The following is a 23,060-nucleotide window of genomic DNA, read 5'->3' as shown; positions in this document are numbered from 1 at the left end:
AGTACACCCCCATGACCGCACCAACAGCCAATGAGTCGAGGACGCGCCAGAGCGAAACGGCCGCGGAGGTGGTCGGCCGCCTTCGTGCAACGTTCAACACCGGTGTCACCCGCGGACTGGACTGGCGCGTCAACCAGTTGCAGCGGCTGCGGGCACTGCTGGTCGAGAACGAGCAGGAGCTGCTCGAAGCGCTCTGGGCGGATCTGAGGAAGAACGCGACCGAGGCCAAGATGCAGGAGATCGACTTCACCATTGGCGACATCGACGAGACGCTGGCGAATCTCGAGAGCTGGCTTCAGCCTCGCCCGGTGGAGGTTCCCGCCCACTTCGGTCCCACGACAACGGCATACACCACGTACGACCCGCTCGGGGTCGTCCTGGTGATCGCTCCGTGGAATTTCCCGCTGCATCTTCTCATCGACCCCATCATCGGCGCCCTGGCCGCCGGAAACACCGTGGTGGCCAAGCCGAGCGAGATCTCGGTGCACACATCGGCGGTCGCTTCACGCCTCCTGCGAGAGTACTTCGACGCCGACGTGCTCACCGTGGTCGAGGGGGGCGCCGAGGAGACCACGGCCCTGTTGGCGCAGCGTTTCGACCAGATCTTCTACACGGGCAATGGCACGGTCGGCCGGATCGTCATGGCCGCAGCCGCCAAGAACCTCACCCCCGTCACGCTTGAACTCGGAGGCAAGTCACCGGTCTTCGTGGCGCCCGACGCCGACGTGGACGAGACCGCGAAGCGGCTGGTCGGTGCCAAGTTCGGCAACGCGGGGCAGCAGTGCATAGCCCCCGACTACGTTCTGGCCGATTCTGCCACCGCCGCCGCACTGGTCCCCGCCCTCCGCGCGGCGGTCGACGCCCAGTTCGGCTCCACCCCGCAGACCTCAGCCGACTTCGGCCGGATCATCAACGAGCGGCACTTCGACCGGCTCACTCGCCTGCTGGACTCCGGCCGGGCGGCGGTGGGAGGCCAGCACGACCGCGACGACCTGTTCATCGCACCGACCGTGCTCACCGATGTCGACCCCGCATCGCCGGTCATGCAGGAGGAGATCTTCGGTCCGATCCTCCCCGTCGTCGAAGTCGCCGACCTCGATGCCGCCATCGCCTTCATCAACGAACGCGAAAAGCCACTGGCGCTCTACGCCTTCACCACGTCCGAGGCCACCAAGTCGCGCCTCGTGAACGAGACGTCCTCCGGCGGCGTCGCCTGGGGCCAGCCGGTGATGCAGCTGCTCATGCCGGGACTGCCTTTCGGTGGCGTCGGCGAAAGCGGCATGGGCCGCTACCACGGCCGGTACTCCCTCGAGACGTTCAGCCACCTCAAGGCCGTCGCGGACGTGCCGCTCAACTAGGCCCGCGCTCTCCCGAAGCAGGCTGCCCGACTGGTGATCGGCTACGCAGAGAGTGCCTCTGCCCAGCCCCAATGAGGACTGCTGAGGTCCCGGTTCCCTGACACCCGCCAGGCCCATGCTGCCGCCTGTCTCTTTCACCCGACCCATTCTTCGAAGGAAGCTGCCATGACTACCGCGTTCGACCCGATCGACCTCGGCGGCAAGACGCTGGCCAACCGCGTCGCGATGGCGCCGATGACCCGCAGCCACGGCGACGGAGCTGATGGCGACCTATTACGCCCAGCGTGCGAGCGCCGGCCTGATCATCACCGAGGGCATACAGCCGTCGGCCGGCGGCCAGGGCTACACCAACACCCCCGGCCTGCACTCCGCCCAGCAGGTCGACGCATGGCGGAAGGTGACCGACGCCGTCCACGCCCAGGGCGGCACGATCTTCGCGCAGCTCATGCACACCGGCCGGATCAGCCACCCCAGCCTGCTGCCCGAGGGACTCATCCCCGTCGCCCCCTCTTCCGTCGCGGCGGCGGGCCAGGTGTTCACCTACCAGGGCCCCCAGGACTACGTCACACCGAAGGAACTGGACCAGGACGCCATCGCCCAGACGATCGCCGACTACGCCGACGCCGCGCGCAACGCGATCACCGCCGGTTTCGACGGCGTGGAGATCCACGGGGCGAACGGCTACCTGATCCACCAGTTCCTCGCCCCCAACACCAATCTGCGCACCGACAGCTGGGGAGGCGGCGCCACGGACCGGGCCCGCTTCGGTATCGAGGTCGCCACGGCCGTCGCGGAGGCGATCGGCAGCCACCGGACCGGCTTCCGTATCTCCCCCGGCAACCCCTACAACGACATCGCCGAGACCGACCCGGCGGACGTGCTGGAGACCTACACCACCCTGATCGCCGCTCTCGCCCGGCTGGACCTCGCCTACCTGCACCTGATCGAGAGCCCCGGCCGCGACCTGACCGCCCGGCTGCGCAAGGACTGGCCGACGGCGTTCATCCTCAACCCCTTCACCCACCCCGAGACCACCGGCCCCGGCGCACTCGCCCACATCGAGGACGGCACCGCGGACATCATCGCCTTCGGCGCGCTGTTCCTGGCCAACCCCGACCTGCCCGCCCGCCTCACAGCCGACGGCCCCTACAACACCCCCGACGCGGCCACCTTTTACGGCGGCGACCACCGCGGCTACACCGACTACCCGGCGCTGCCCGCCGACAGCGCGTGACCTGAAAAAGAGTCATCGCCAGCGACTGCCACATCCAGCGGATCACTTTGGAGAACCGGCAGCTGAGAGAAGAACTTGAGGCTGCGACGGGCGTCGCTCGCCTGACCTCCATCCCTTCCGGGCGGTCAGCAACCAACTGAGGAAGTGGTCAACGGTCAACCGCAAACCCTGGCCACAACCTGGCCTGGCACATCGCGCGACGCCCGGGCGGGCTGGTGGCGCTGGCCATTCAGTACGGGCACATGCGTACCGCGATGAGTGCCGGATACGCCGCCCACGGCCGCGACGGCATCCACGAACTGCTCGACATCGACACCGCCCGGGCCACCGCCGACCCGCTCACCACCCTCCACGACGACCTCACCCACGGGGTCGGCATCCCCGGGCCCGCCGCGCGGCGGGCCATCCACGCAGCAGCGCAGGCCCCGACCTTCGCAGGGTCGATCCGCACCCACCGCCAAGCCCGCGACATCCTGGGCAACCCCGCCCTGACCGTCTACAACAACCCGCGCTCACTCCTGATGTGCGTCTACAACCGGGACCGGGCGCTGTGTCACCGCCTGGACGTCACCGACGCACCTCGGCTGGACCACTGCCAGCCGTCATGCGCGAACATCGCACGCACCGACCACCACGCCGAACAGCTCCTTCAGCACGCCCAAGTCCTGGAGAAACAGGCCACGTCCGAGGCGGTGCCCGGCCCTCTCGCCGACCGGCTGGCCCGACGAGCCGAACATCTGCGGCGACCCCGCCGCACCGGCGGAGTTCGGTGGCGAGCATCAACGACAAGGTCCGCGCCTGCGGAGCCGTCCCGGACAGCGAGCAGCGCCTGCGCAAGCAGGTCCGTCGGCTCAAGGAGCTACGGGCCGCCGACGCGGAGGAAATCGCCAAGCTCAAGGCCGACGTCGAGGCACTGGTGGGCGCTCTGCACCAAACCACGGTGGAGAACGGTCGCCTGCGCCATCAACTGGCCGATCGTGCTTCGGTGGTCCGCGCGCTCCCGGCGCAGACGCCTTTCCGCCAGTAGCGGCCAGGTGTAAGCCGGTGTACAAGGCGCCTTCTCTGCTTCTGAGTTAGAAGGCCGCTGTCCGGTCTTCGCTGCGCGGGTCGATCACCTGGTGGTCGGTGTAGATGCCCGATCGTGCCTCACGACGCCAGCCGGTGAGACGCCCGGCGAGTACATGTACGAGACCTTCGTCTTCGACAGGAGGCGCTCGTGGTAGCGCGTGACGACGGCGCCGCGATCGGAGATGACGTAGAGGCTGTTGTGCGGGCGGTTCGGCTCGGTCAGGCGGTGCACCGATGCAATCACCGTCCACAGCCGCAACTCGCGGGCCAGCTCGGCGATCGCGGCCAACTCCGATTGGAGCACCGGCCACTGGCACCGGTCCCAGTCCGCCGGGCCGACCGCGTCCGGGCCGTCGACGGACATGACGAACTTGCTGGGAAAGCAGATCGCGCCTTCCGGAAAGTGCACGATCCTCGCTCCCTGAGCACTGGCATCGCGCATCAGAGCACGGACCTCACGCCCACTTTCGCGCAGCGCTTCAACGTCTCGAGGGTCTTCGCGTACCGGAGTCTGCGCTGCGGCAAGCCGCACGCTCTTGGGATTCCTTGCTTCCGACATAACGTCTCCTGATGGAGTCGGACGGAAGTGCCGCAGGGCGGACGTGTAGGACTCACCGGTCTTGGCGGCGCGGGCGCGCACCTGGCGCTTGAAGTTCCTACGGGCTGTCATCGCGGCCTTCCACGCCTTGAGCGACGGCTCCCCAGCAACCCGCCCGAGGCGATCGGGCTGCAACAACGGCCTGAGACGCTGGTCCCTTTGCCTCCGACGGGAGACCGCGCTGGGGACGGTCGCGGGAGGTTCGGCGTAGGCCACGCAGTCGGTCAGAAGTCGTCGCCGTCGCCCCGGCTCCGCTGGTCGCCGCGGCCCCGTACCCGAGGCCTGGCCGGCCGAACTGCGCGTCCTGCCCCTCCTGGACGAGGAGTTGGTCGTCATCCGCGGCCAGCGACACCACACCGCCGACCCCACCAGACGGACCTGCGGGAGCTGTCGGACGCGATCTGGGTGGCCAACCGGGAGGGCACGGCGGGCCACCACAACCTGGTCCGGCTGTGCGCCGGCTCGGCTTCACCCCCGACATCCGCTTCACCAGCGCCGACTTCGATGTCATCCGCGGCATCGTCCGGGAGAACCTCGGCGTCGCCATGGTGCCCGCGCTCGCCCTCGGCATCGACCGGAGCATCACGATGCGCCGGCTGCGCACGCACGGACCGCGCCGCAAGGTCCTCGCCGTCCACCGTGCCACGGACCCCGACCCGCTGGTGCCCGCGGCGGTGGCCGTGATCCACGAGGCGGCCCACGAGTTCGTCGTATGGACGACCGAGGCCTTCGCCGTCCGCCTCGATTCCACGCTCGCCATGACGCCGGCCGGGCCCGCTTCCCCGAGATGAGGGCGCCAACTCCGGACCCTATGCTTCTACTTGTTTGTAGAGAACGCCCGGCCGCACCGGTCCGGGCCCGCCTTCCGACCCGTACGGAGTTCACATGGCCCTGTGGGACCGCTTCAAGGAGTCCGCGTCGACGATGCAGACCCAGCTCATGGCGAAGAAGAACGACCTCAAGAGCGGTGCCTTTCGCGACGCGAGCATGGCGATGTGCGCGCTCGTAGCCGCCGCCGACGGCACCGTCGACCCGGCCGAACGGCAGCGCGTGGCCCAACTCATCGCCACCAACGAGGTGTTGCAGAACTTCGACGCCATGGACCTCCAGCGGCGCTTCGACGAGAACCTCAACAAGCTCACCGCCGACTTCGCCTTCGGCAAGGTGAGCGTGCTTCAGGAGATCGCGAAGGCGAAGAAGAAGCCCGCCGAGGCCCGCGCCGTCGTCCAGATCGGCATCGTCATCGGCGGCGCCGACGGCGACTTCGACAAGAGCGAGCAGGCCATCGTGCGCGAGGCGTGCTTCGCGCTGGACCTGCCCCCGCACGAGTTCGACCTCTGAGCGAGGCCTGAACGACGGCTGGACGACGGCCGTACGCACACCGGTTCGGCGCCCGTGCTCGCCCATGGGCAGCACCTGACCCCGGCCGAGGTCAGAGCGGCGTCGCCACGTGCGGGATGAGGACCAGCCTCACCGTGGAGCCGGCGGATGAACGACATCGCGACACGGCCGGTCAACAGGCGGGGGGCGATGTGTGGCCGGCCCGCCCCAGCAGGTCGCGCAGGAGCCGTTCGTCCGCCGGATCCAGCGCGGTGACGAAGCTGGCCAGCACTGCCTCCCGGTCCTGCTCGCCGTCCAGTACCTTGCACATCTTCCGCGCGGCCAGTCCCGCTTCGTCCGAGGCCGGCGTCCATACGAAGGACCGCCCGACGCGCTCCCGGGTCACCGCGCCCTTGGCCAGCAGCCGGGTCAGGATGGTGATCACCGTCGTATGGGCGAGGTCGTCGCCGAGCCGTCGCCGCACCCAGCCCGCGGTCGCCGGGCAGTCCGCCTCGCGCAGGGCCGACAGGACCTGCACCTCCAGCTCGCCCTGCCCCCGTCGCCGGGGCCGCCGCCGGTGATCCGTCACGCCCTGTCTCCCTTCCGCTGCCCGCACGTCATGGGCGGTCCATCGTAAGGACACCGGACCGAGCATTTCTACAGTGATGTAGATTCAGCCGGGGTGCGCCGCAGGCGAAGGCGGACCCGGCAAGCCCAGCACCTCACGGAGGCCGCATCCCCATGTTCGGACTGAGCGAACTCGCGATCCTTCTCATCATCGTCATCGCCGTGCTCGCCGCGAAGAAGCTGCCCGAACTGGCCCGCTCGGCGGGCAAGTCGACGCGCATCCTCAAGGCCGAGGCCGAGGCCGAGGCCAAGGCCGAGACCGACGCGACGCGGGTGGAGGGAACGCCCCGCGTGATCCAGGGTGAGGTCGTCGACCCGGACACCGCGACACCTTCGCCGCCCTCGACACCCTCGGCGCCCTCATAGGGGAAGCAAGCGCGCCGGTCAGCACCGGCCGGCGAGCAGGCCCTGCACCGCGGCCACCGAATCCTGGGGGCTCTCCCGCCCGGCGACGCACACCTCGACGTACCGGGTGCCGCTGGCCTCATGGCGCGCACGCACGGCGGCCACGGCCTCCGCGGCACAGGGGACGATCGCCACGACCCCGTTGCGAGCCAGCACCTCGGCCAGCAGCCCGGCGCGCTCGGCGTTCGTGCCGGGGCCGTCGAACCGGTCCAGCACCTCGACCCGGCGCCGCTCGGCCGCGAGCCGGTCGGCGAGTGCGTAGGCCGCCGCGAGCCGGTCGGCGAGCGGCGGGCCCGTCACCCACACCGTCGCTCCCGGACAGGTACAGCGGTACCTCCGGTCGCTCACCGCGGACACCCCCGGACCGATCCAGCCCATCCCCGCGCCTCCCTGCCCACCCGGCGCGCGGAACCCAGGCCTCCTGTTGAATTCTTGACCATACTGGGACGACCACCTGGTTTCACCATGGCCGAGGGATGAGTTTTCCATGAGACACCGCGGCGGCCGGGGCCCCGAGGAGGCGTGAACGCCGTTCACCCTCAGCCACCCGTCGGCAGCGGCCGGACTCCGCGCACCCAGCCGAACAGCGCTATCGAACACACCGCGGCGAACGCGCACCAGGTCGAGACGAACTCCAGCCGCCACCACGCCCAGCAGATCAGCGCACCCGCGGTCGCGAGGATCCCGAACCCGAGCAGGCCGCGGTCGCCGGACAGCAGCAAGGAGCCGACCGTGGCCACCAGGTAGCCCGCGATCAGCAGTTCGGCGTACGGCACGTCCAGGACGTAGCCGACGGTGTGGCCGCGGATCTCCGCGCGTACGGGACGCGTGGCCAGTGCGTACGCGAGCACCACCGCGGTCGCGCCCCCGACGGCGAGCGGCACGACCAGCCTGCGCCGCGCGTGCCGTGGCGCGGCGCAGAGCACGCCCGCCGACACCCACAGCGGCAGCAGCGGGAGCGCGATGACGGACCAGACGAGGGTGGCGGGACCTGTGCCTCCGTCCGAGGCCCAGACCGCCGCCTCCACCATCTGATGCGCTCCGAGCAGCAACGGCAGTGCGGCCAGCGGAAGATCACGGCCACGTCGTACCCGTACCGCACAGGCCGCGCCGACGGCGGTGATGCCGATACCGGCCACGAGGTCGGCCTCCGCGCTCCAGCACATCAGGCGGCTGTGGTCGAGGTCAGTGCCTGTTCGGCCCAGATGGTCTTGCCGAGGCTGTCGAAGCCGGCCATGCCCACCGCGCACACCTCGCCGGCCGCGTTCCGGACGGGCCACAGCTCCAGATTCCAGGCTTGCTCCCGGAGGCCGGAGGGCGCCCGGCTGTAGCTCTCGTAGTGCGCGGGCTTGCCCGTCGCGGCCACGTCCCGCAGCGCCTGGAGCGTGCCCAGATGGTCCACGTCGGCCGGAATGCCGTAGGGAAAGGCCTGGCCGCGCAGCACGTCCTCCGCCACGCCCATGACCTGGCCGGCCACCTCGTTGAGCCGGAGATACCGCTGCTCGACGTCGAAGACCGACATGGAGAACGAGGCCTGGCGGAACGCCCACTCCACCAGCGCACGCTCGTCGTCCTCGCCCGAGGGCACCATGAGATCAGTGTGCTCCGGGACCCCGGCGGCAACAACCGAGCACGCTGCGAGGCCCAGGCCGGTGTCTCACCTCTTCGCCTCGAACGTCACCGGCCGGTCGTTCCTCAGCTCGGCGAAGAGCTTCTTCGCCTGCGCCTCGTCCCACCGCACGGCACTGCCCTTGGAGGTCCGGAAACCGAGGGACGACACCGGAACAGTGAGCTGCTTGCCGTGACCGGCCGTGACGCTCCGCATCGCCTGGAACAGCGATGCGAGGGTCCGCAGACTCATGCCCTTGTCCACGACGAGCGTGTCCAGCCCCGCGCTCATGGTCGGGTAGAGCTTGGCCGGATCGAGTGCGACGCCCGGTGTGGCGGCCTTGCGGGCGAGTGCGGCCAGGAACTTCTGCTGGTTGCGGGAGCGGCCCAGGTCGCCCTCGGCCTCCTGATGACGCTGACGGACGAACGCGAGGGCGTCGCGGCCGTCGAGGTTGTGGCAGCCCTTCCTCAGGTCCAGTCCCGACTTCGGGTCCTTGATGTCCCTGTCCACGCACATCTCCACGCCCCCGACGGCGTTCACGACGCCCACGAAACCCGCGAAACCTATCTCCGCGTAGTGGCCGATGCGCAGACCGGTGTTGAGCTCGATGGCCCGTATGAGCAGTTCGGGCCCGCCGAGCGAGAAAGCCGCGTTCAGCTTGTTCTTCGCCGGGCGGTAGTGCCTGCCGGTTCTGGGGTCGATGTACGACGGGATGGTCACCCACGAGTCGCGCGGCAGGCTCATCATCGTGGTGCCGTGGGCGCCGGTGTGCAGCAGGATCATCGAGTCGGTACGGCGGCCGTCGGCTGCCGAGCCGCCGGTGTGCAGTTCCTTGATGGCCTGGTCGGAGAGGCCCGCGCGGCTGTCGGAGCCCACAATGAGGTAGTTGCTTCCCTTGCCGTGCGGTACCTGGTCCGTGATCTCGGCGAGGTCCACGTCGCGGTGGAGCCTGAAATCGGCCCAGACGTAGGTGCCGACGGCTGTGACGAGCAGCGCGCAGAGCAGCAGGATCAGGGCCCGCAGGAGCCGACGGGTCCTGCTGCGGCGGAGTTTCAGAGGCCGGTCGCTCAAACGGCGGGTGCCGCCCGGCTCGCCGGGCCCAGCGGGTCCGGACGGTACGCCGGTGTGCGGCGCCGGCATCGGTGGTCGCGCCACGCGCACAGAAGGCGGGTGGGGCGAATGGTCGATCCGGTACCGCACCTCCCCCTGGATGACCTGGTGCGTCTCCCACTGATCGTCGATCCGGCCCCCGCCCGGCCACTCGTTGTGTCGATCATTCATGAGCCGTCCTCGGTCATCGCGATGTCGTCAGCTCCGATGCCGGAGCGGGTTGGCCGAGGTGCTGGGCGGCTGTCCCGGAGCGGTGCATCCGCTGCCACTTCAGCCGCGTACCGAGCAGGATGGCGACCACGGACTGGAGAACGACCAGATACATCAACTGCCGGTAGACGAAGAGCTGGAAGGGCATCGACCACAGCGACCTCAGCCGCTCACCGTCCAGCCGCAGCGCGTATCCGGCGCAGGCCAGCTGGACGGCCAGGAAGCCGAACCACACCCCGGTCGACCGCACGGGGTCGAGGAAGAGTGCCCCGTACAGGGCGAAGAGGTCGACGACCGGCGCGAGCAGCGGCAGCGCGATCTGGAAGAGCGCGAGATAGGTCAGCCCGCGCCGTCCGAAGCGCCCGGCCGGGCCCAGTTCGACGACGGCACGGCGGTGCTTCCACATCGCCTGAAGGGTGCCGTAGCACCAGCGGTAGCGCTGCCGCCACAACTGGCGCAGCGAACTGGGTACTTCGGTCCAGGCGACGGCGGACTCCTCGTACACCACCCGCCAGCCCGCCCGCCACAGCGCCATCGTGAGGTCGGTGTCCTCGGCGAGCGTGTCCTCGCTGACCCCGCCGACGCCCATCAGCGCGTCCCGGCGGAAGGCCCCGATCGCGCCGGGGACCGTCGGCATGCACTCCAGGACCTCGAACATCCGGCGGTCGAGATTGAACCCGAAGACATATTCCAGGTGCTGCCATCTGCCGAGCAGCCTGCGCCGGTTGCCGACCTTGGTGTTGCCGCTGACCGCGCCGACGGCCGGGTGCGCCAGCGGCTGGATGAGCCGGTATATCGCGTCCGGTTCGAAGACGGTGTCGGCGTCGACCATGACCACGATGTCGTACATCGCGTTGGCCAGACCGGTGTTGAGGGCGGCGGCCTTGCCCGCGTTGTGCTGACGGATCACCCTCACCCGGGGATCGTTGATCCAGGTGGCGAGATCCGCCGTCTGGTCCGTCGACCCGTCGTCGATCACGATGACCTGGAGGTAGGGGTGCGTGGAGGCGAGCAGTGAACGGACGGTGGACTCGATGCCCGCCTCTTCGTTGTAGGCGGGTATGAGGATGGTCACCGGGTCGTTGATCTCCCGCAGCCAGGGCGCGCCGGGGCGAAAGCGGGTAAGACGCCGGACATGGGCACGGGCGAAGAGGACGAGCAGGAACAGGCGCAGCAGCCCGAGACCGCCCGCGATGGCCAGCACCCAGGTCATGGCCTTCGCAAACGCGTGCCCCATGGTCGCGACCCAGATCAGGCCCGTGCCCTGCGCTCGTTCGACGGTGGACGCCGACGTGTCGGCCGAGGGCAACCGGACCCCGTCCGTCACGGTGGTGAATCGGTCGACGGTCCGGTCGTTGAGTAGCTTTTCCGTCTCTTTGTAGGCGATTTCCGTCTGGCTGTACTGCCGGATCACGCCCTGCGCCGGCTTTCGAGACGACCTGTCGGCCGTGACCAGCAGGTAACCGTCCGCGGCGGCGCGCTGTGCCGCCTTCCACTCCGCGCCGCACAGCGTGTCCGCCGAGGTGGTCTGCGGCATGCGCAGCAACGTGGTCCTGACGCCCGCGGAGCCGGCCAGCGTCGTTTGCGTGAGCGACAGCTCCATCCGTGAGCGGAGGTCCGATGCCGCGCCCAGGTCGGCGCCGGTGTACGTGTTCGACCCGATCTCGTGGCCCTCGGCAAGGATCCGCCGGACCAGGTCCGGATACCGGCTCGCCTGGACGCCGAAGAGGAAGAAGGTGGCGTGTGCGTGATGCTTGCGCAACAGGGCGAGCAGACGCGGCGTCCACACCGGGTCGGGGCCACCGTCGAAGGTGAGCGCGACGGTGCGGGCCGGCATGGAGGCGGACTCCACCTTGTCTCCGTTGACGCGCAGCACTGGACCGCCCTGGCTCACGGCCTTCGATACCGGTCGCGTGCAGTCGTGCCGCGCGGGTGAGGCGTCGACCTCGTTGTTGGTCCAGCCTTCGAAGAGCAAGGAGGCGAACATCACCGGGAGGACGGTGATCAGCAGGAGCCAGTGCCCTCGCGGATCTCGGGAGCGCTTGTGCCGGGCCCTTACCGAACGGCTCACACCCCTCCACCCCTTGTGGCATTAGTCACAGCCGAGATGGTGCTTTTTCGGCCTGGGTGGGGAGCGCGTCCGCCGGTGAAGTCCGCGTGCCGCAAGGTGGTTCCGCTCCGATCGAAGACGTCATGGCATGGCTGTTGAGCGCACGTTGTGTGCAGTTCTGTGGTTCGACTGCCCTCACACATGAGGGGCGAGTGTAGCCATGGTGAATCTCGTGACGATGTCCGAATAGGAAGGCAACCTTTTGCGCTCCGGCGGCCGGGTGTGACGCCGGACAGCATCGGTGCGCTGGGGAGGATGGGCGCGCATTGGCACGTGGCGCGCCTGTGCGGTCGAACGTGATCGACGGCCCACGACAGGCGTCCCCGTTCCGGGGCGCGGGCGCTGGTGCGGGCGGGATCGCGAAGAGTTCCGGCACGCCTTGCCTGTGCCGTGCGCCCGGCGCACGCTGGTCGTATGGGTGCTCAGGACGGCCCCACGCTCATCGTGTCCGTGCAGCGGGCCCTGCGCCTGCTGGAGGCGGTCAGCGCGCACCAGAACGGCGCGCCGGCGAAGCAGCTGGCGCGTGAGACGAGCCTGCCCCTGGCCACCGCCTATCACCTGTTGCGGACGCTGGTCCACGACGGATACGTGCGGAAGCTGGACGACGGCGGGTTCGTCCTGGGCGACAAGGTGGAGGCTCTGCACACCACAGGCCGCGGGCAGGCGCTGCTCAGCCGCGTCCGGCCCACGCTCGCCGCGCTGCGGGACGAGCTCGCGACCGCCGCCTACCTCACCTTCTACGAGGAGGGCGAGATCCGGGTCGCCGAGATCGTCGACGGCCCGCGGGCGCCCCGGGTCGACCTCTGGGTGGGATTCGAGGACGCGGGGCACGCCACCGCGCTCGGCAAGTCCGTGCTGCGAGAACTGGACGACGACTCCCGCATGGACTACCTCTCCCGGCATCACCTCGCCGATCTCACCCCACGGACGATCACCAGCACGCCGGAACTGCTCCGGCGAATCGACGCCTCCCCCGTGGCCCCGGCCGTCACGGACCTGGAGGAGTACGCCCTCGGGACGGTCTGCGTCGCCGTACCCGTCTACAGCGGGGACACGCTCGGCTCGCTCGGCGTCTCCCTGCCGGCGGACCGGCTTCCCCGGCTCGAGGAGATCGTGACCCGGCTGATCCCGACCGCCGACCACGTCACCAGGGGCCTTTCGCTCACTATCTGAAAACCCGGCCTTGTGGCAACCACACCGGAACCCGTTACCGTTACCTGAACTAAACGGACATTTCAGGAGCGCACCGGTATCCAGGTGAGGACTGCGGACGAGAGATGAGCCAGGCTCGAGACCATGCCGGCGACCACCGGCCGATGCGGCTGTTCAGGAACCGAGTGCCCGGCCCCCGGGGACCGGCCCGGATACGCGCCGCCGCCCAGCTGCCCACCGGTACGACCGCACTGCCCGTACTGATCGTCTCCGTCATCGTGCTGGTCGCCCTCGTCGCCGATGCGGGGATGACCTGGTTGCCACTGCTCGCGACCGGACCCGCGCTGGCCGCCACCACCAGCGGGCCACGCGGAGTGTTCTGCGTCGGTCTCCTCGCCGCGGTCCTTGGCGCGACGCTCGGAACCACCCGGGACGGCCTTTCGGCCCATGATCTGGCGGCCGTACTGTCCGCCCTGGCGGCCGTCACGCTGGCGAGCGGCCTGGCCAGCGCGCTGCGCGGGCGTCGTGAGCGGGTGCTCGCCGCCGTCCGCTCGGTCGCGGAGGCCGCCCAGCAAGCGCTGCTCAAGCCCGTACCGGCGACCGTCGGCCCGTTCCGGGTGGCCGTCCGCTACAGCGCGGCGGCGGCGGAGGCCCGGATCGGCGGGGATCTCTACGCGCTGGTGCCCACTCCGTACGGGGTCAGGCTGATCGTCGGCGATGTGCGGGGCAAGGGGCTGCCGGCCGTGGGGACCGCCGCACTGGTGCTCGGCGTCTTCCGCGAGGCCGCCTACGACGAGCCGGATCTTCTGACCGTCGTCGACCGGATCGAGCGGAGCCTGGCGCGCAACCTCGGCAGCGACGACTTCGTCACCGCGGTGGTCGCCGGATACCCGACGGAAGGGCAGCTGGAGCTGGTCAACTGCGGACACGCCCCTCCGCTGCTGGTCCGCGCATCCGGCGGCGTGGTGGCCGTGGAGCCCACCCATCCGGCCCCGCCCCTCGGGCTGCGCGCCCTCTCGGGCGAGACTCCCGGCCTCCAGGTGCTGCCCTTCGCCGACGGAGATCAACTGCTGCTCTACACCGACGGGGTCACCGAGGCCCGCGACCACGGCCGCGAGTTCTATCCCCTGGCCGAAGGTCTGGCGCGCCATCTGTCCGACGACCCGGCCCGCACGCTCACCGCACTCCACGACGAACTGCTGGCGCACGTGGGCGGCCGGCTGCACGACGACGCGGCGCTGCTCATGCTCCGCAAAGAGGTGCGGGCCGAGCGCTCCGCGGGTCAGGAGCCGTTCGCGGTGGATTCGAGGATCGCTACGCACTCCACGTAAGAGGATCGCTACGCACTCCACGTAAGAGGATCGCTACGCACTCCACGTAAGAGGATCGCTACGCATTCCGCGTAAGGCGCACGGTTCCCTGCCCGGCCGCGCGTCAACGGCCCCCCGTTCCCAGGTCCGCCAGCAAGTCGTCCAGCACCGCTTCCTCCTCGACCCGGACACCGCACTCGGCGAGAGCGACGGCCAGGTCCGGATCCCACTCGGTCGCGGCGGGCGGGCCCGTCAGGTCCGGGGCCTCGGCCATCCTGGTCACCGCTGCCCGGTAGTGGGCGGCCGTGTAGCGCCATGGGCGCCAGGGGACGCTGCGCCTCAGCGCCGTGGCGATGCGTACGCCGCCCCAGTCGAAGTCGCCGTGGTGGAGAACGCCGGCCCCCCGCGCGGACAGGTCGCGCAGCAGGGTGAGGGCGGCCGCCGACGGCTGCCCCTGGAGGCACACCAGCGGCGGGCACTTCGGGCCGAAGGCGTCGGCGGCGGCGGACAGCACGGCCGGGTTCTCGCAGACGTGGACGGTTCCCGTGGCCGGGACGGCGGCAACCGGTGTGCGACGGGTGAGCGAGCGCAGCGTCAGTACCGCGGGCTCGCCCGCGTCGGCCATCCAGTCGAGGGAGGGCGTACCGCGCAGGTTGAGGGTGAGGACGGTCGACGACAGGTCGTCCTTGAGCAGCCCCGCCGAAGCCCATGCCTCCCGCCGCCACCCGGCGCCGGCGCCGTCCGGGAAGCCGGTGAGGGAACGGATCCCGGACAGGACGAGAGTGGCGAGCGGTGTCCCCTCGTCCAGGGCGTGGGCGCCGGAGAGGTGCTGTGCCCCGAACGTCGCTCGCGAGGTCGGGGGTGACACGGGCAGGGCACGCAGCGCGCGCACGGCGGCCTCCACCAAGGGGCCGGCCGCTTCCGGTGTGCGGGCGAGGCGTCGTACGAGGCCGTCCCGGCGGATCCGCTCGGCCCAGTCGGCCAGCTCCGCGTCGAGGGTGCCGAGCGGGGCGTACGCCTCCTGCCAGGCTCGTTCCTCCCTGTCCCGCACCTGCGCACGCAGTGCGACGGGGCCGGTGAGGGCGATCACGGCCGCCGCCAGTCCGTCGCGGCTGACGCCTGAGCGCCGCAGGATCGCGTCCACGGTGTCGAGGCGAACGCTCAGGGATCCACCGGCTCGTGGCGCCCGTCCCAGCAGTCGCTCGGTGGCCCGGCGTTGGGATGCGTCCGGGTCGGACAGGGTGACGGAGCCGGTGAGCGGCTGCCCGCGTGCCATCCGCTGCCGGGCGCGTTTCACGAGCCAGACCAGGCCGGGATCGCCGAGCAGGCGGCCAAGACGCTCGGTGTCGATGCCGGCCTGGTCCGCGGCCGGTGGCAGCGCGGTCGGCGCGGCGTCCACTACGGCGTCGTCCTGCGGTGTCTCTGGTCCGGCCCCCGGAAGCCGGCCGCTGGGGACGGACGGAGTCGCCGCGGGGTTCATGTCCACTTCATGTCCACTTCATGTCCACAAGGAGTCCTGTTCCGCGGGGTCGTCGATGAAGATGATCCGCCCCGGATCGCGGACGGGAATCACCTGCTCGTCGGCCGCTTCGTCGGCCGCCTCGCCGGGGCCGTCGGCTGGGGCACCGGGCTCCGTGCCGCGCCGTCGGTCGCTGCCGTCCCACTCCCACCGCGTCACCAGCACGGCGTCGATGTCGTCGACGCGGGAGAGCTGGGCGATGGCGATGCCCGGTACCTGCGGGTAGCAGGCCCATTCGCGTTCGCTGGTCATGACGACGTCGAGGTCGAAGGCGCGCAGCAGGCCGAGGCACTTGGCGCGCGAGTCGTCGTCGACGCCGGCGAACGCCTCGTCCAGGGTGACCAGGCGCGGGGCGTGGGCACCGCCCGCACTCGCGTAGTGGGAGGACGCGGCGGCGAACAGGGGCACGGACGCCGCCAGTACCCGTTCACCGCCCGAGGCGGGTCCGGTGGCCGGCACCCACTTGCCGTGCTGGTGGCGTTCGACGCCGAACTCGTGCCAGGCCCGGTAGTCGAGGGCGGCGGTGAGGTCCTCCAGCCAGCTGCCCGAGCTGTCGTCGGCCTGCCTGCGGGCGATCTGCTCCTGGAGGAACGCGCCGACCGCGGCCCGGTCCTCGGGCGACCACGCGTCGGCGGACTGGCGCAGCCGCTCACGTGCCTGGGCCAGTCCCTGCGGGGCCCGGCGGGACGCCCGCCACACCAGACGCAGCTTCATGCCCGTCGAGGTCGGGCGCTCCTCCAGTTCCCTGTTCATGGCGCGCACCTGTCGTTCGGCGGCCCCGATCAGTTCCTGGAGGGTCCCGGCGACCTCGGTGATCAGGTGGGTCTGAAGGATCTCCCGCTCGCGTGCGGACAGGATGCGGGTCAGTTCGGCGACCTCGACGTCCAGCGCCTCGGCGAGTTCGGGCACGGCCCGTTCGCGGCCCTGGTAGACGATGTCGACCCGCATGCCGTCCTCGCTCGGACGGGCGGTGGCGGTGTGGCCGTGCCGCGACAGCGCGTCCTGGAGCCTGCCGAACTCCTCGCTCAGCCGTTTCTGCACGCGCTCCCAGGCCGCGTCCGAGTCCTCGACCGAAGAGAGCCGCGACTCGACGGCGCGGGCGAGAGCCACGGCGGGGGTCGCCGCCCAGGTCCCGCCGTCGTCGTCCGGTACGGCGAGGTCGGGCAGGGCGACGGCGAGCAGCCCGGTCGAGGCGAACCGCTGGAGCGCCGCGACGGCTTCCTCGCGCGCGGCGGTCGCCTCGGTGACGTCCTCGGCGAGCCGCTCGATGCGCCCCTCGGCGCGGCTGGCCCGCCGGTCGGCGTCGCCCAAGTCCGCCTGAGCCTGCCGCTGTTCGCTCTCGCAGGCGCGGGCCGCCCCGGCCGTCTCCTCCAGCCGCCGCTGGAGTTCGGCGACGGCCGCTCCGACGGTGGAGCGGAGTGTCGTGAGGTGTTCGTCCGCCGCCGCGGCGAGCCGGACCGCCTCCGTCGCGCGCTCGGCGAGTTCGGACACGAGGAGTTCGGCCCGGCGGGTCTCCGTCTGCTCGCCGGTGACCGTGCGCTCGGCGTCCGCGCGTTCGCGCAGCGCGGGCCACAGCGCCGCGAGCAGGGCGGTGTGGTCGGCGAGCGCCTGGCGTACGGCGCCCAGGGCCGTCCGGTCGGCGGGAAGGTTCAGGTCGGCCGCGGTCTCGGCGAGTTCGGCCGCCGCACGGTCGGCCCGCTCCGCGGCCAGGGCCAGTTCCGCGGCCCGCTCGTCCTGCCGGGCACGGGCCCGGTGGGCCGCGTCGGCGGCGGTGGTGACGCGTGCGTGGGCCTGACGCAGGTCGTCGTCGCCCGGCAGTGCGGCGAGTTCGGCGTCGAGCACGGCGCGTCGCCCGTCCACGGCGCGGGACTCCTCCGCCAGTCGCTCCCGCCGCACCGTCAAGGCGTCGATCTCGGTGCGCAGTTCGCCGATCCGGGCGCGGCGTGCCTGTTCCCGGGCGCCTTCTCCCACGTACTGGGCGCTGTCCTTGGCCCAGCTTCCGGTGAGCGCGCCGACCCGGAAGCGCCCGTCCGCGCAGACCCAGGTGTCGTGGCCGCCTGCCTCCCAGGAGGCTTCCCCGGGATGGTCCGCGTCCTTCGCGGCCAGCCCGATCGAGGCGAGCAGGCGCGCGACCGTCTCCTCCCCCACGGCTGCGGCGCCCACGTCCGTGGGGTCGACCGCCGGGCACAGCGCACGGTCGAGGCCGGCTCCGCCGAGCAGCCCGACCGGGTCGAGCAGCACGTCGTGGCCGTCCGCCGCGATTGCGGAGCCGTCCGGCCGTACCCAGGCGTCGAGGAGCCCGGACGCCTCCAGCGCGGCTTCCAGTCCCGCACGGTCGGCCTCGGTGACGTGCGGGCGGAAGTCGACGAGCCGCCACAGCGGGGCGCCGAGGCGCCGGTCCCGGACGTCGGGCGTGCGGGTGTAGGGAGCCGACGGGCCGCGCTCCCCGCCCGTTTCGAGGGCGGTCAGCTCCTCGGCCGCCAGCCGCTGCCGGTCCGCCCGCGCCGCCTCGTCGTGAGCCAGTCGGGCCGCCCGGTCGGCCAGGCGGGCGGCGGCGGTGCGATGGGCCCCGGCCGCCGCCGTACGGGCCGGCAGGGGGCCGTCCAGGCCGCTCACCCAGTCCTGCACCGCGTCCAGGACACCCGGCAGCCCGGGTACCCGCAGCTCCACGCACCCGGAGAGGTGCTCCCGAACGGCCCTGACCAGCGCCTGCCCCGCCCCGGCGACGTGCTCCTCCGCCTCGGCCAGCCGCTCCCCGCTGTGCACGGCCTCCTCGTCGGCCTCGTCGGCGCGCAGCCGGGCGGCCCTGCGCTGCTCCTCGGCCCGCTCGGCCCGCGTGAGGAGTTCCGCCGCGTGCTCGACGGCGCGCCGCCTGCTCGCCGTCGCCTCCTCCGCCTCCCGGCGCAGGACCTTGTCCGGGGCTCCCTCCACCCTGGGGACGTCGAGCCGGGCCGCCGCGGCGGTCCGCGCCACCCGGTCCTGAATGTCGTCCAGCGCCTCCTGGGCCGCCGTGAGCCGGTTGTCCGCGGTGGCGAGCCGGCCCAGGGCCCGGGTGTGGGCTTCGGCGGCCGTCCGCCGGTCCGCCTCGGCCCGGGTCAGCTCTGCGGCCGTACGGGAGGCGTCGGCCGCGGCTTGGTCGAGTGCGCGGGCGTCGCGCATCTCGGGTCCGGACCGCAGGGCCGCGTCCTGGGCGGCCAGCCGTGCGGCCCGCTCGTCGAGTGCGGCGCCCCTGGTCCGGGCCTCCTCGCGGTCCTTCACAGCCTGGTCCCGGTCCGCCTGCGCCTTGAGGAGTTCCCGCTGGAGGTGCTCGTAGCGGGCGTGTTCGCGGCGGGGCAGGCGGGCACGGCGGCGGGAGGCGAGGCGGGCGTAGCGCCGGTAGTGGTCGAGGAACGCCGAGGAGGCCTGCTCGGCCTCGCGGGCCGCCCGCAGTTCCTCCTTCTCCTCGTCCAGCGACCTGAACGCCTCCGCCGCGTCGGCGACGACCGCCTGGTCCATCGGCGGCAGCGCCTCGGTCAGCGCCCGGGACAGGGCGGCTTCGCTCGGGCGCTTGGACAGCTGGGGCTGGCGCAGCTGGATCAGGAGGTCGACGAGGGCGCCGTAGCGCCGCTCCCCGAGCCCGAAGAGGGCTTCGTCGACCGCTCGGCGGTACGTCTTCGCCGTGTCGTAGACCATGCCGTGACTGCCGACGGCCTCCGCGAGCCGGTCCCGGGACAGCGCCGTTCCGGTCGCGTCCAGCAGGTCGAGGCCGGCGCCGATGCGCTGGTCCGTCACCGCGAACCAGTGGCGGGCGATGCCGCGTCCGGCGACCGCCTTCAGCCCGCACAGCAGCGTACGGAAATGCGCCTCGCCGGTGCGGTCGTCGAGGCGTCCGAATTCGATCCAGGTGTAGCCGAGCCGCTCGGGATGCGGGTGCCGGCCGCCGAGGAGCAGGTTCCACTCCATCCGCTTGCCCGGGTCGCCGTCCGGCTCGACGCGGCGGGCGGAGAGGTCGCCGTCCAGGAGGAACGGCAGGGTGAGGGCGAGCACCTTCGACTTGCCGGTGCCGTTGTTGCCGCGCAGCAGCAGCCGGCCGTCGCGGAACCAGAACTCCTCGACGTCGTAGTGGAACAGGTCGACGAGCCCGATGCGCAGCGGTCGCCACCGGCCGGGCGCGGGGCTGGGGAGGGCGGTCACGGCGCGGTTCACTGTTCGTCCTTCACGATCGTGTCCGGGGGCGCGGCGGTACGGCGGTCCGGCGCTGGTTCCCTGACGACGGGCTCGCCGACCGCGTACCGCGCGAGGGCCGGGCGGGGTACCACGCCCCGTTCCGTGCGCTCGGCGAGTCCCAGGGCCACCAGCTTCGTCAGCGCCTGCTCCACGAGTTCTGGCTCCGCTCCCGGCTCCCTCGCCGACTTGGACCAGAAGCCGCCGTGCTCCACGGCCAATTCCCTTACTAGGGCTGCCAGTTCGGCCGGATCGACGGGTCCGGTGGCCCGCGCCAGGTGCCCTGCCAGCAGCAGGCTGATGTGACCGTGCGTGCCCTGTTCCGGCATGCGTACGTCCGTGAGGTCGTCCAGCGGATCGACCATGGCGATGCCCTCGGCACGCACCTCCGCGACCAGCCCGGTCAGTTCGTTGATCCGCGCGGTGATGAAGCCGCGCTGCCGCGTGAGGTAGGCGAGTTCGTCGTCGGCGAGATCGTCGTAGTAGAGCACCGGGTCGTCGAGGAGGCGGCGGGTCAGCTTCCAGCGGATCGCGCGGAACCTGAGCTCGTCGCTGTCGAGCGCGGTCTGCGCCGTCATCTCCACCAGGCGCTCCTCGAAGTCCTCGGCCTCGACCATGGAGGGGCCGCGCCGGGGCGCCGGCATCCCGGCCAGCACCCGCCGCCGTACGTCGTACAGCACGTCCCCCGACCCGCTGACGTACGCCTCCTCGTCGCCGGCCACCCGCCGCAGCACACCGAGCCGCAGCAGCAGGCGTACGACGGCCGCGAGGTCGAGGCGCTCGTCGCGCCGCTCCAGGGTGAAGGTGATCCCGGCCGCGACGAGTTCGGGGTCGGCGGCGGCCAGGACGACCTGTTCGGCGAGGCGGCCGAGCGCCACCTGTGACTCGCCCCGCTCCAGCGCGGCCAGCGTCAGGCAGAGCAGGACGTAGCGGCGGCGGGTGAAGGGCAGGGCGGTCCGGGCGGCCTCGCGTGCCGGGTGCGTGGCGTCGGTGAGGGTGCCGGGCGTCTTGCGCAGCCGTGCGGCGTCCGCGTCGGTGCGCAGCGCCCAGCCGGCGTTGCGCTCGAACCACTCCCGCAGCTCGGCGGCGTGCCGGCGCACCAGCCGGAACTCGTCGGAGTACGGCCCGTCGGCGGTGAGCAACGGCTCCTTCAGCAACGCCCGCGCGGCCCGCTGAAGGTCGGCCTGGCGCTGGCCGTCGAGGACCTCGGCGAGGGGGCCGGTCATCGGTCCTCCGGAAGGTGTCGGTCGGCCCGGGAGGGCTGGAGGGGGGCGCCATCCTGCTGGGGGACGGGTGCGGGTGCGGGTGCGGGTGTTGTTCCGGGTGCTGGTCCGGGTGTTGGCGCGGGTTCGGGAGCGGGCGCGGATGCGGGAGCGGGCACGGATGCCGGAGCGGGAGCGGATGCGGGAGCGGGAGCGGGAGCGGGAGCGGATGCGGGAGCGGGAGCGGGAGCGGGAGCGGGAGCGGGAGCGGATGCGGGAGCGGGAGCGGGAGCGGGAGCGGGAGCGGGAGCGGGAGCGGGAGCGGATGCGGGAGCGGGAGCGGGAGCGGATGCGGGAGCGGGAGCGGGAGCGGGAGCGGATGCGGGAGCGGACACGGATGCGGGCGTGGACACGGATGCGGGCAGGTCGGTGCGCCTGGGTGCACCGGACGGGCCGCCGCGCTCTTCCCCCACCGTGAGGTCGACGATGTCGACCAGGTGGTCGGGGCCGCTGAACACCCCGTCGGGGGTGTGCACTTCGGCGGTCGAGCCGTCGTCGAGGGCGGTCAGCCGAATCTCCATCGAGCCGTCCGAGCTGGTGGCCACGGTGGTCGTCATGCCCGGCCGCCAGGTGGCGAGCGCGTCGCCGAGCAGGCTCAGGAACAACTGGAAGGCGAGCGGATCGAGTTCACCCAGCCGGGACAGCCGCGCCGGCCCGCCCGTGACGAGACGCTCCCGCGCCTGCCTGGCCTCCCCCGCCTGCCGAGCGGCGAGCTCGGCGAGCCTGCGCTTCGCCTCGCCCCGGTCGGCCACCTTGCGCGGCTTGCCCCGCCGCTCGTAACTGCCCGTACGGCGCAACTGGGGGCTGATCCGCAGCGGTCGCGCCGCACTCCACGGGGTCGAAGCCGGCTCCGGTGAGGCCGACCGCTCGGCGAGGGTGTCGGCGTCGACGGTGAGGTGCCGGGAGGAGTGCAGCCCGAACGCCACCCGCCACAGCCGGTGCCGCGCCGCGTCGTCCGGCGCCTGGGCGAACCAGCGCGCCAGCGTGCGGAAGTCGGCCGAGCGGTCGGACCGCCCGGCCCGCCGCTCGTTCAACTGCCGTACCACCGCCAGCAACTGCGGAATCGACCCGAGCGCCCGCCCGCGCAGCAGCCTGGCCTGCGACTCCCGCCCCTCCCCCGACACGAACCACTGGGCGAGCCCGGACCACCGGGCGGCCCACTTCTCGTACGCCGCCGCCTGAGCGTGCTCGGCGTCCTCGGGAGCCGCGTCGGCGGCCTCGCGGGCGGCGGCGAGCCGCAGCAGCGGCCCGACCCGGCCCCGCTCCTCCAACTCCCCGATCAGCAGGGCGATCCGCCCGCCGAGGGTGATGAGGTCCTGGATGAACCGCTCCAGGTACTGGATCAGCCGGTCCTTGTAGGCGAGGAACGCCTCGACCTCGATATCGTGGAGGTCGATGGTCCGCTGGAGCGAGCCCATGAAGGCGCGGGCGTTGTCCGCGAGGTCGGTGAACCGCGTCGTCAGCACGGACAGCGCGATGGACGCCTTGGCCGGGTCCGGCTCGTCCTCCGACGCGATCACCAGAAGCGCCCGCAGCTGCGTGACGATGTCGTGCAGCGCGACCGCCTGGAGTTCACCGCGCCGCCCCAGCACCTCGCCGTACGTCCCGAGCGCCGCCTCGGCGGCCTCACCGGCCCGCGTGAGCTGGTAGATGAACCGCCTGCGGTAGAAGTCCTCGACCGCCGTCACCCGTGCGTGGTCCGGATCGGCCCGCAGATTGCCCCAGCCGACGAGACTGTCCAGCGCCTTCACCACCGCCTCGACATCGGCGGGCCGGCTCCCCGCGTCCAGGGCGGCGTACACGTCCTCCGGCCGCAGATGCACCGCGAACCGCTCCTTGGCGACGAGGAAGGCGCGCATCACCTGGCGGTAGAGGGGGGCGTTGGGGGCGGTGAGGTGGGCGAAGGGGGCGTAGTCGGCGGGGCCGGGGCGGGAGGGCTGGGGGATCTGCGATGTCATCGTCAGC

At 71.8% G+C, this 23,060-nt stretch carries 19 protein-coding genes and 1 pseudogene; 8 read left to right on the top strand and 12 right to left on the bottom strand.

Annotation, left to right across the window (positions count from 1 at the left end; translation table 11 throughout):
- The first annotated feature begins 11 nt into the window (after positions 1-11).
- Together AB0I77_RS03360 and AB0I77_RS03355 are read left to right on the top strand one after the other, a co-directional pair.
- Positions 12-1,358: an aldehyde dehydrogenase family protein gene (locus AB0I77_RS03360; RefSeq protein ID WP_363280613.1), complete on the top strand. Its 1,347-nt coding sequence runs from the start codon at positions 12-14 to the stop codon at positions 1,356-1,358.
- Between the two features lie 165 nt (positions 1,359-1,523).
- Positions 1,524-2,592: pseudogene (locus AB0I77_RS03355) on the top strand (alkene reductase).
- A 155-nt stretch (positions 2,593-2,747) separates the two neighbouring features.
- Here the strand turns inward: AB0I77_RS03355 and AB0I77_RS03350 are convergent.
- On the bottom strand, positions 2,748-2,960 hold the full coding sequence (locus AB0I77_RS03350; protein ID WP_363280612.1) for a hypothetical protein: 213 nt from the start codon (positions 2,958-2,960) through the stop codon (positions 2,748-2,750).
- A 401-nt stretch (positions 2,961-3,361) separates the two neighbouring features.
- Here AB0I77_RS03350 and AB0I77_RS03345 point away from each other — a divergent pair, with 401 nt between their 5' ends.
- Complete coding sequence (locus AB0I77_RS03345) at positions 3,362-3,619, top strand: hypothetical protein (protein WP_363280611.1); 258 nt, start codon at positions 3,362-3,364, stop codon at positions 3,617-3,619.
- A gap of 84 nt (positions 3,620-3,703) precedes the next feature.
- Here the strand turns inward: AB0I77_RS03345 and AB0I77_RS03340 are convergent, their stop codons facing one another.
- Positions 3,704-4,219 (bottom strand): carbon-nitrogen hydrolase family protein, encoded by a 516-nt coding sequence (locus tag AB0I77_RS03340; RefSeq protein ID WP_363280610.1) that lies wholly within the window; start codon positions 4,217-4,219, stop codon positions 3,704-3,706.
- A gap of 491 nt (positions 4,220-4,710) precedes the next feature.
- On the opposite strand from AB0I77_RS03340, the gene AB0I77_RS03335 reads away from it, so the two are divergent.
- Positions 4,711-5,049: a LysR substrate-binding domain-containing protein gene (locus AB0I77_RS03335; protein ID WP_363280609.1), complete on the top strand. Its 339-nt coding sequence runs from the start codon at positions 4,711-4,713 to the stop codon at positions 5,047-5,049.
- Between the two features lie 94 nt (positions 5,050-5,143).
- A complete protein-coding gene (locus tag AB0I77_RS03330; protein ID WP_363280608.1) occupies positions 5,144-5,599 on the top strand; it encodes a TerB family tellurite resistance protein in 456 nt (151 codons plus the stop codon).
- 172 nt (positions 5,600-5,771) lie between these two features.
- On the opposite strand, the gene AB0I77_RS03325 is transcribed toward AB0I77_RS03330, so the two are convergent.
- Positions 5,772-6,167 carry a BlaI/MecI/CopY family transcriptional regulator gene (locus tag AB0I77_RS03325; protein ID WP_363280607.1) on the bottom strand — a complete coding sequence of 132 codons (396 nt, stop codon included), beginning with the start codon at positions 6,165-6,167 and terminating at the stop codon, positions 5,772-5,774.
- A gap of 152 nt (positions 6,168-6,319) precedes the next feature.
- Here AB0I77_RS03325 and AB0I77_RS03320 point away from each other — a divergent pair, with 152 nt between their 5' ends.
- The gene (locus AB0I77_RS03320) at positions 6,320-6,571 is read left to right on the top strand and encodes a twin-arginine translocase TatA/TatE family subunit (protein ID WP_363280606.1); all 252 of its coding nucleotides are present in this window, start codon (positions 6,320-6,322) and stop codon (positions 6,569-6,571) included.
- Positions 6,572-6,589: 18 nt separating this feature from the next.
- Here the strand turns inward: AB0I77_RS03320 and AB0I77_RS03315 are convergent, their stop codons facing one another.
- The 5 genes from AB0I77_RS03315 to AB0I77_RS03295 all read right to left on the bottom strand — a co-directional run bounded on the left by AB0I77_RS03315 (position 6,590) and on the right by AB0I77_RS03295 (position 11,610).
- A complete protein-coding gene (locus AB0I77_RS03315; protein WP_363280605.1) occupies positions 6,590-6,958 on the bottom strand; it encodes a hypothetical protein in 369 nt (122 codons plus the stop codon).
- Between the two features lie 191 nt (positions 6,959-7,149).
- Entirely contained in the window at positions 7,150-7,776 is a 627-nt protein-coding gene (locus AB0I77_RS03310; RefSeq protein ID WP_363280604.1) for a DUF6629 family protein, read from the bottom strand.
- Entirely contained in the window at positions 7,776-8,201 is a 426-nt protein-coding gene (locus AB0I77_RS03305; protein ID WP_363280603.1) for a PAS domain-containing protein, read from the bottom strand. Before AB0I77_RS03305 ends, AB0I77_RS03310 begins: the two co-directional genes overlap by 1 nt.
- Before the next feature lie 66 nt (positions 8,202-8,267).
- Entirely contained in the window at positions 8,268-9,500 is a 1,233-nt protein-coding gene (locus AB0I77_RS03300) for an LCP family protein (protein WP_363280602.1), read from the bottom strand.
- Positions 9,501-9,513: 13 nt separating this feature from the next.
- Positions 9,514-11,610, bottom strand: a complete 2,097-nt coding sequence (locus tag AB0I77_RS03295) for a bifunctional polysaccharide deacetylase/glycosyltransferase family 2 protein (protein ID WP_363280600.1) — start codon at positions 11,608-11,610, stop codon at positions 9,514-9,516.
- Positions 11,611-12,063: 453 nt separating this feature from the next.
- On the opposite strand from AB0I77_RS03295, the gene AB0I77_RS03290 reads away from it, so the two are divergent.
- Positions 12,064-12,822 carry an IclR family transcriptional regulator C-terminal domain-containing protein gene (locus tag AB0I77_RS03290; protein WP_363280599.1) on the top strand — a complete coding sequence of 253 codons (759 nt, stop codon included), beginning with the start codon at positions 12,064-12,066 and terminating at the stop codon, positions 12,820-12,822.
- A 104-nt stretch (positions 12,823-12,926) separates the two neighbouring features.
- Positions 12,927-14,132: a PP2C family protein-serine/threonine phosphatase gene (locus AB0I77_RS03285; protein WP_363280598.1), complete on the top strand. Its 1,206-nt coding sequence runs from the start codon at positions 12,927-12,929 to the stop codon at positions 14,130-14,132.
- Positions 14,133-14,235: 103 nt separating this feature from the next.
- Here AB0I77_RS03285 and AB0I77_RS03280 read toward each other — a convergent pair whose 3' ends face one another.
- Genes AB0I77_RS03280 through AB0I77_RS03265 form a run of 4 tightly spaced genes read right to left on the bottom strand, consistent with a single transcriptional unit; the run spans position 14,236 to position 23,053 of the window.
- Entirely contained in the window at positions 14,236-15,591 is a 1,356-nt protein-coding gene (locus tag AB0I77_RS03280; protein ID WP_363280597.1) for a TIGR02679 family protein, read from the bottom strand.
- 18 nt (positions 15,592-15,609) lie between these two features.
- Positions 15,610-19,815, bottom strand: coding sequence for a TIGR02680 family protein (locus AB0I77_RS03275; RefSeq protein WP_363280596.1), 4,206 nt, complete (start codon positions 19,813-19,815; stop codon positions 15,610-15,612).
- Positions 19,812-21,059, bottom strand: coding sequence for a TIGR02678 family protein (locus AB0I77_RS03270; RefSeq protein WP_363280595.1), 1,248 nt, complete (start codon positions 21,057-21,059; stop codon positions 19,812-19,814). Before AB0I77_RS03270 ends, AB0I77_RS03275 begins: the two co-directional genes overlap by 4 nt.
- The gene (locus AB0I77_RS03265) at positions 21,056-23,053 is read right to left on the bottom strand and encodes a TIGR02677 family protein (protein WP_363280593.1); all 1,998 of its coding nucleotides are present in this window, start codon (positions 23,051-23,053) and stop codon (positions 21,056-21,058) included. Before AB0I77_RS03265 ends, AB0I77_RS03270 begins: the two co-directional genes overlap by 4 nt.
- Between the last annotated feature and the right edge of the window lie 7 nt (positions 23,054-23,060).

Origin of the sequence: Streptomyces sp. NPDC050619, assembly GCF_040654815.1 — a bacterium.
Taxonomy (GTDB): Bacteria; Actinomycetota; Actinomycetes; order Streptomycetales; family Streptomycetaceae; genus Streptomyces.
Note: the sequence above shows the minus strand (reverse complement) of the source record. Positions and strands in the feature narration are given on the sequence as shown.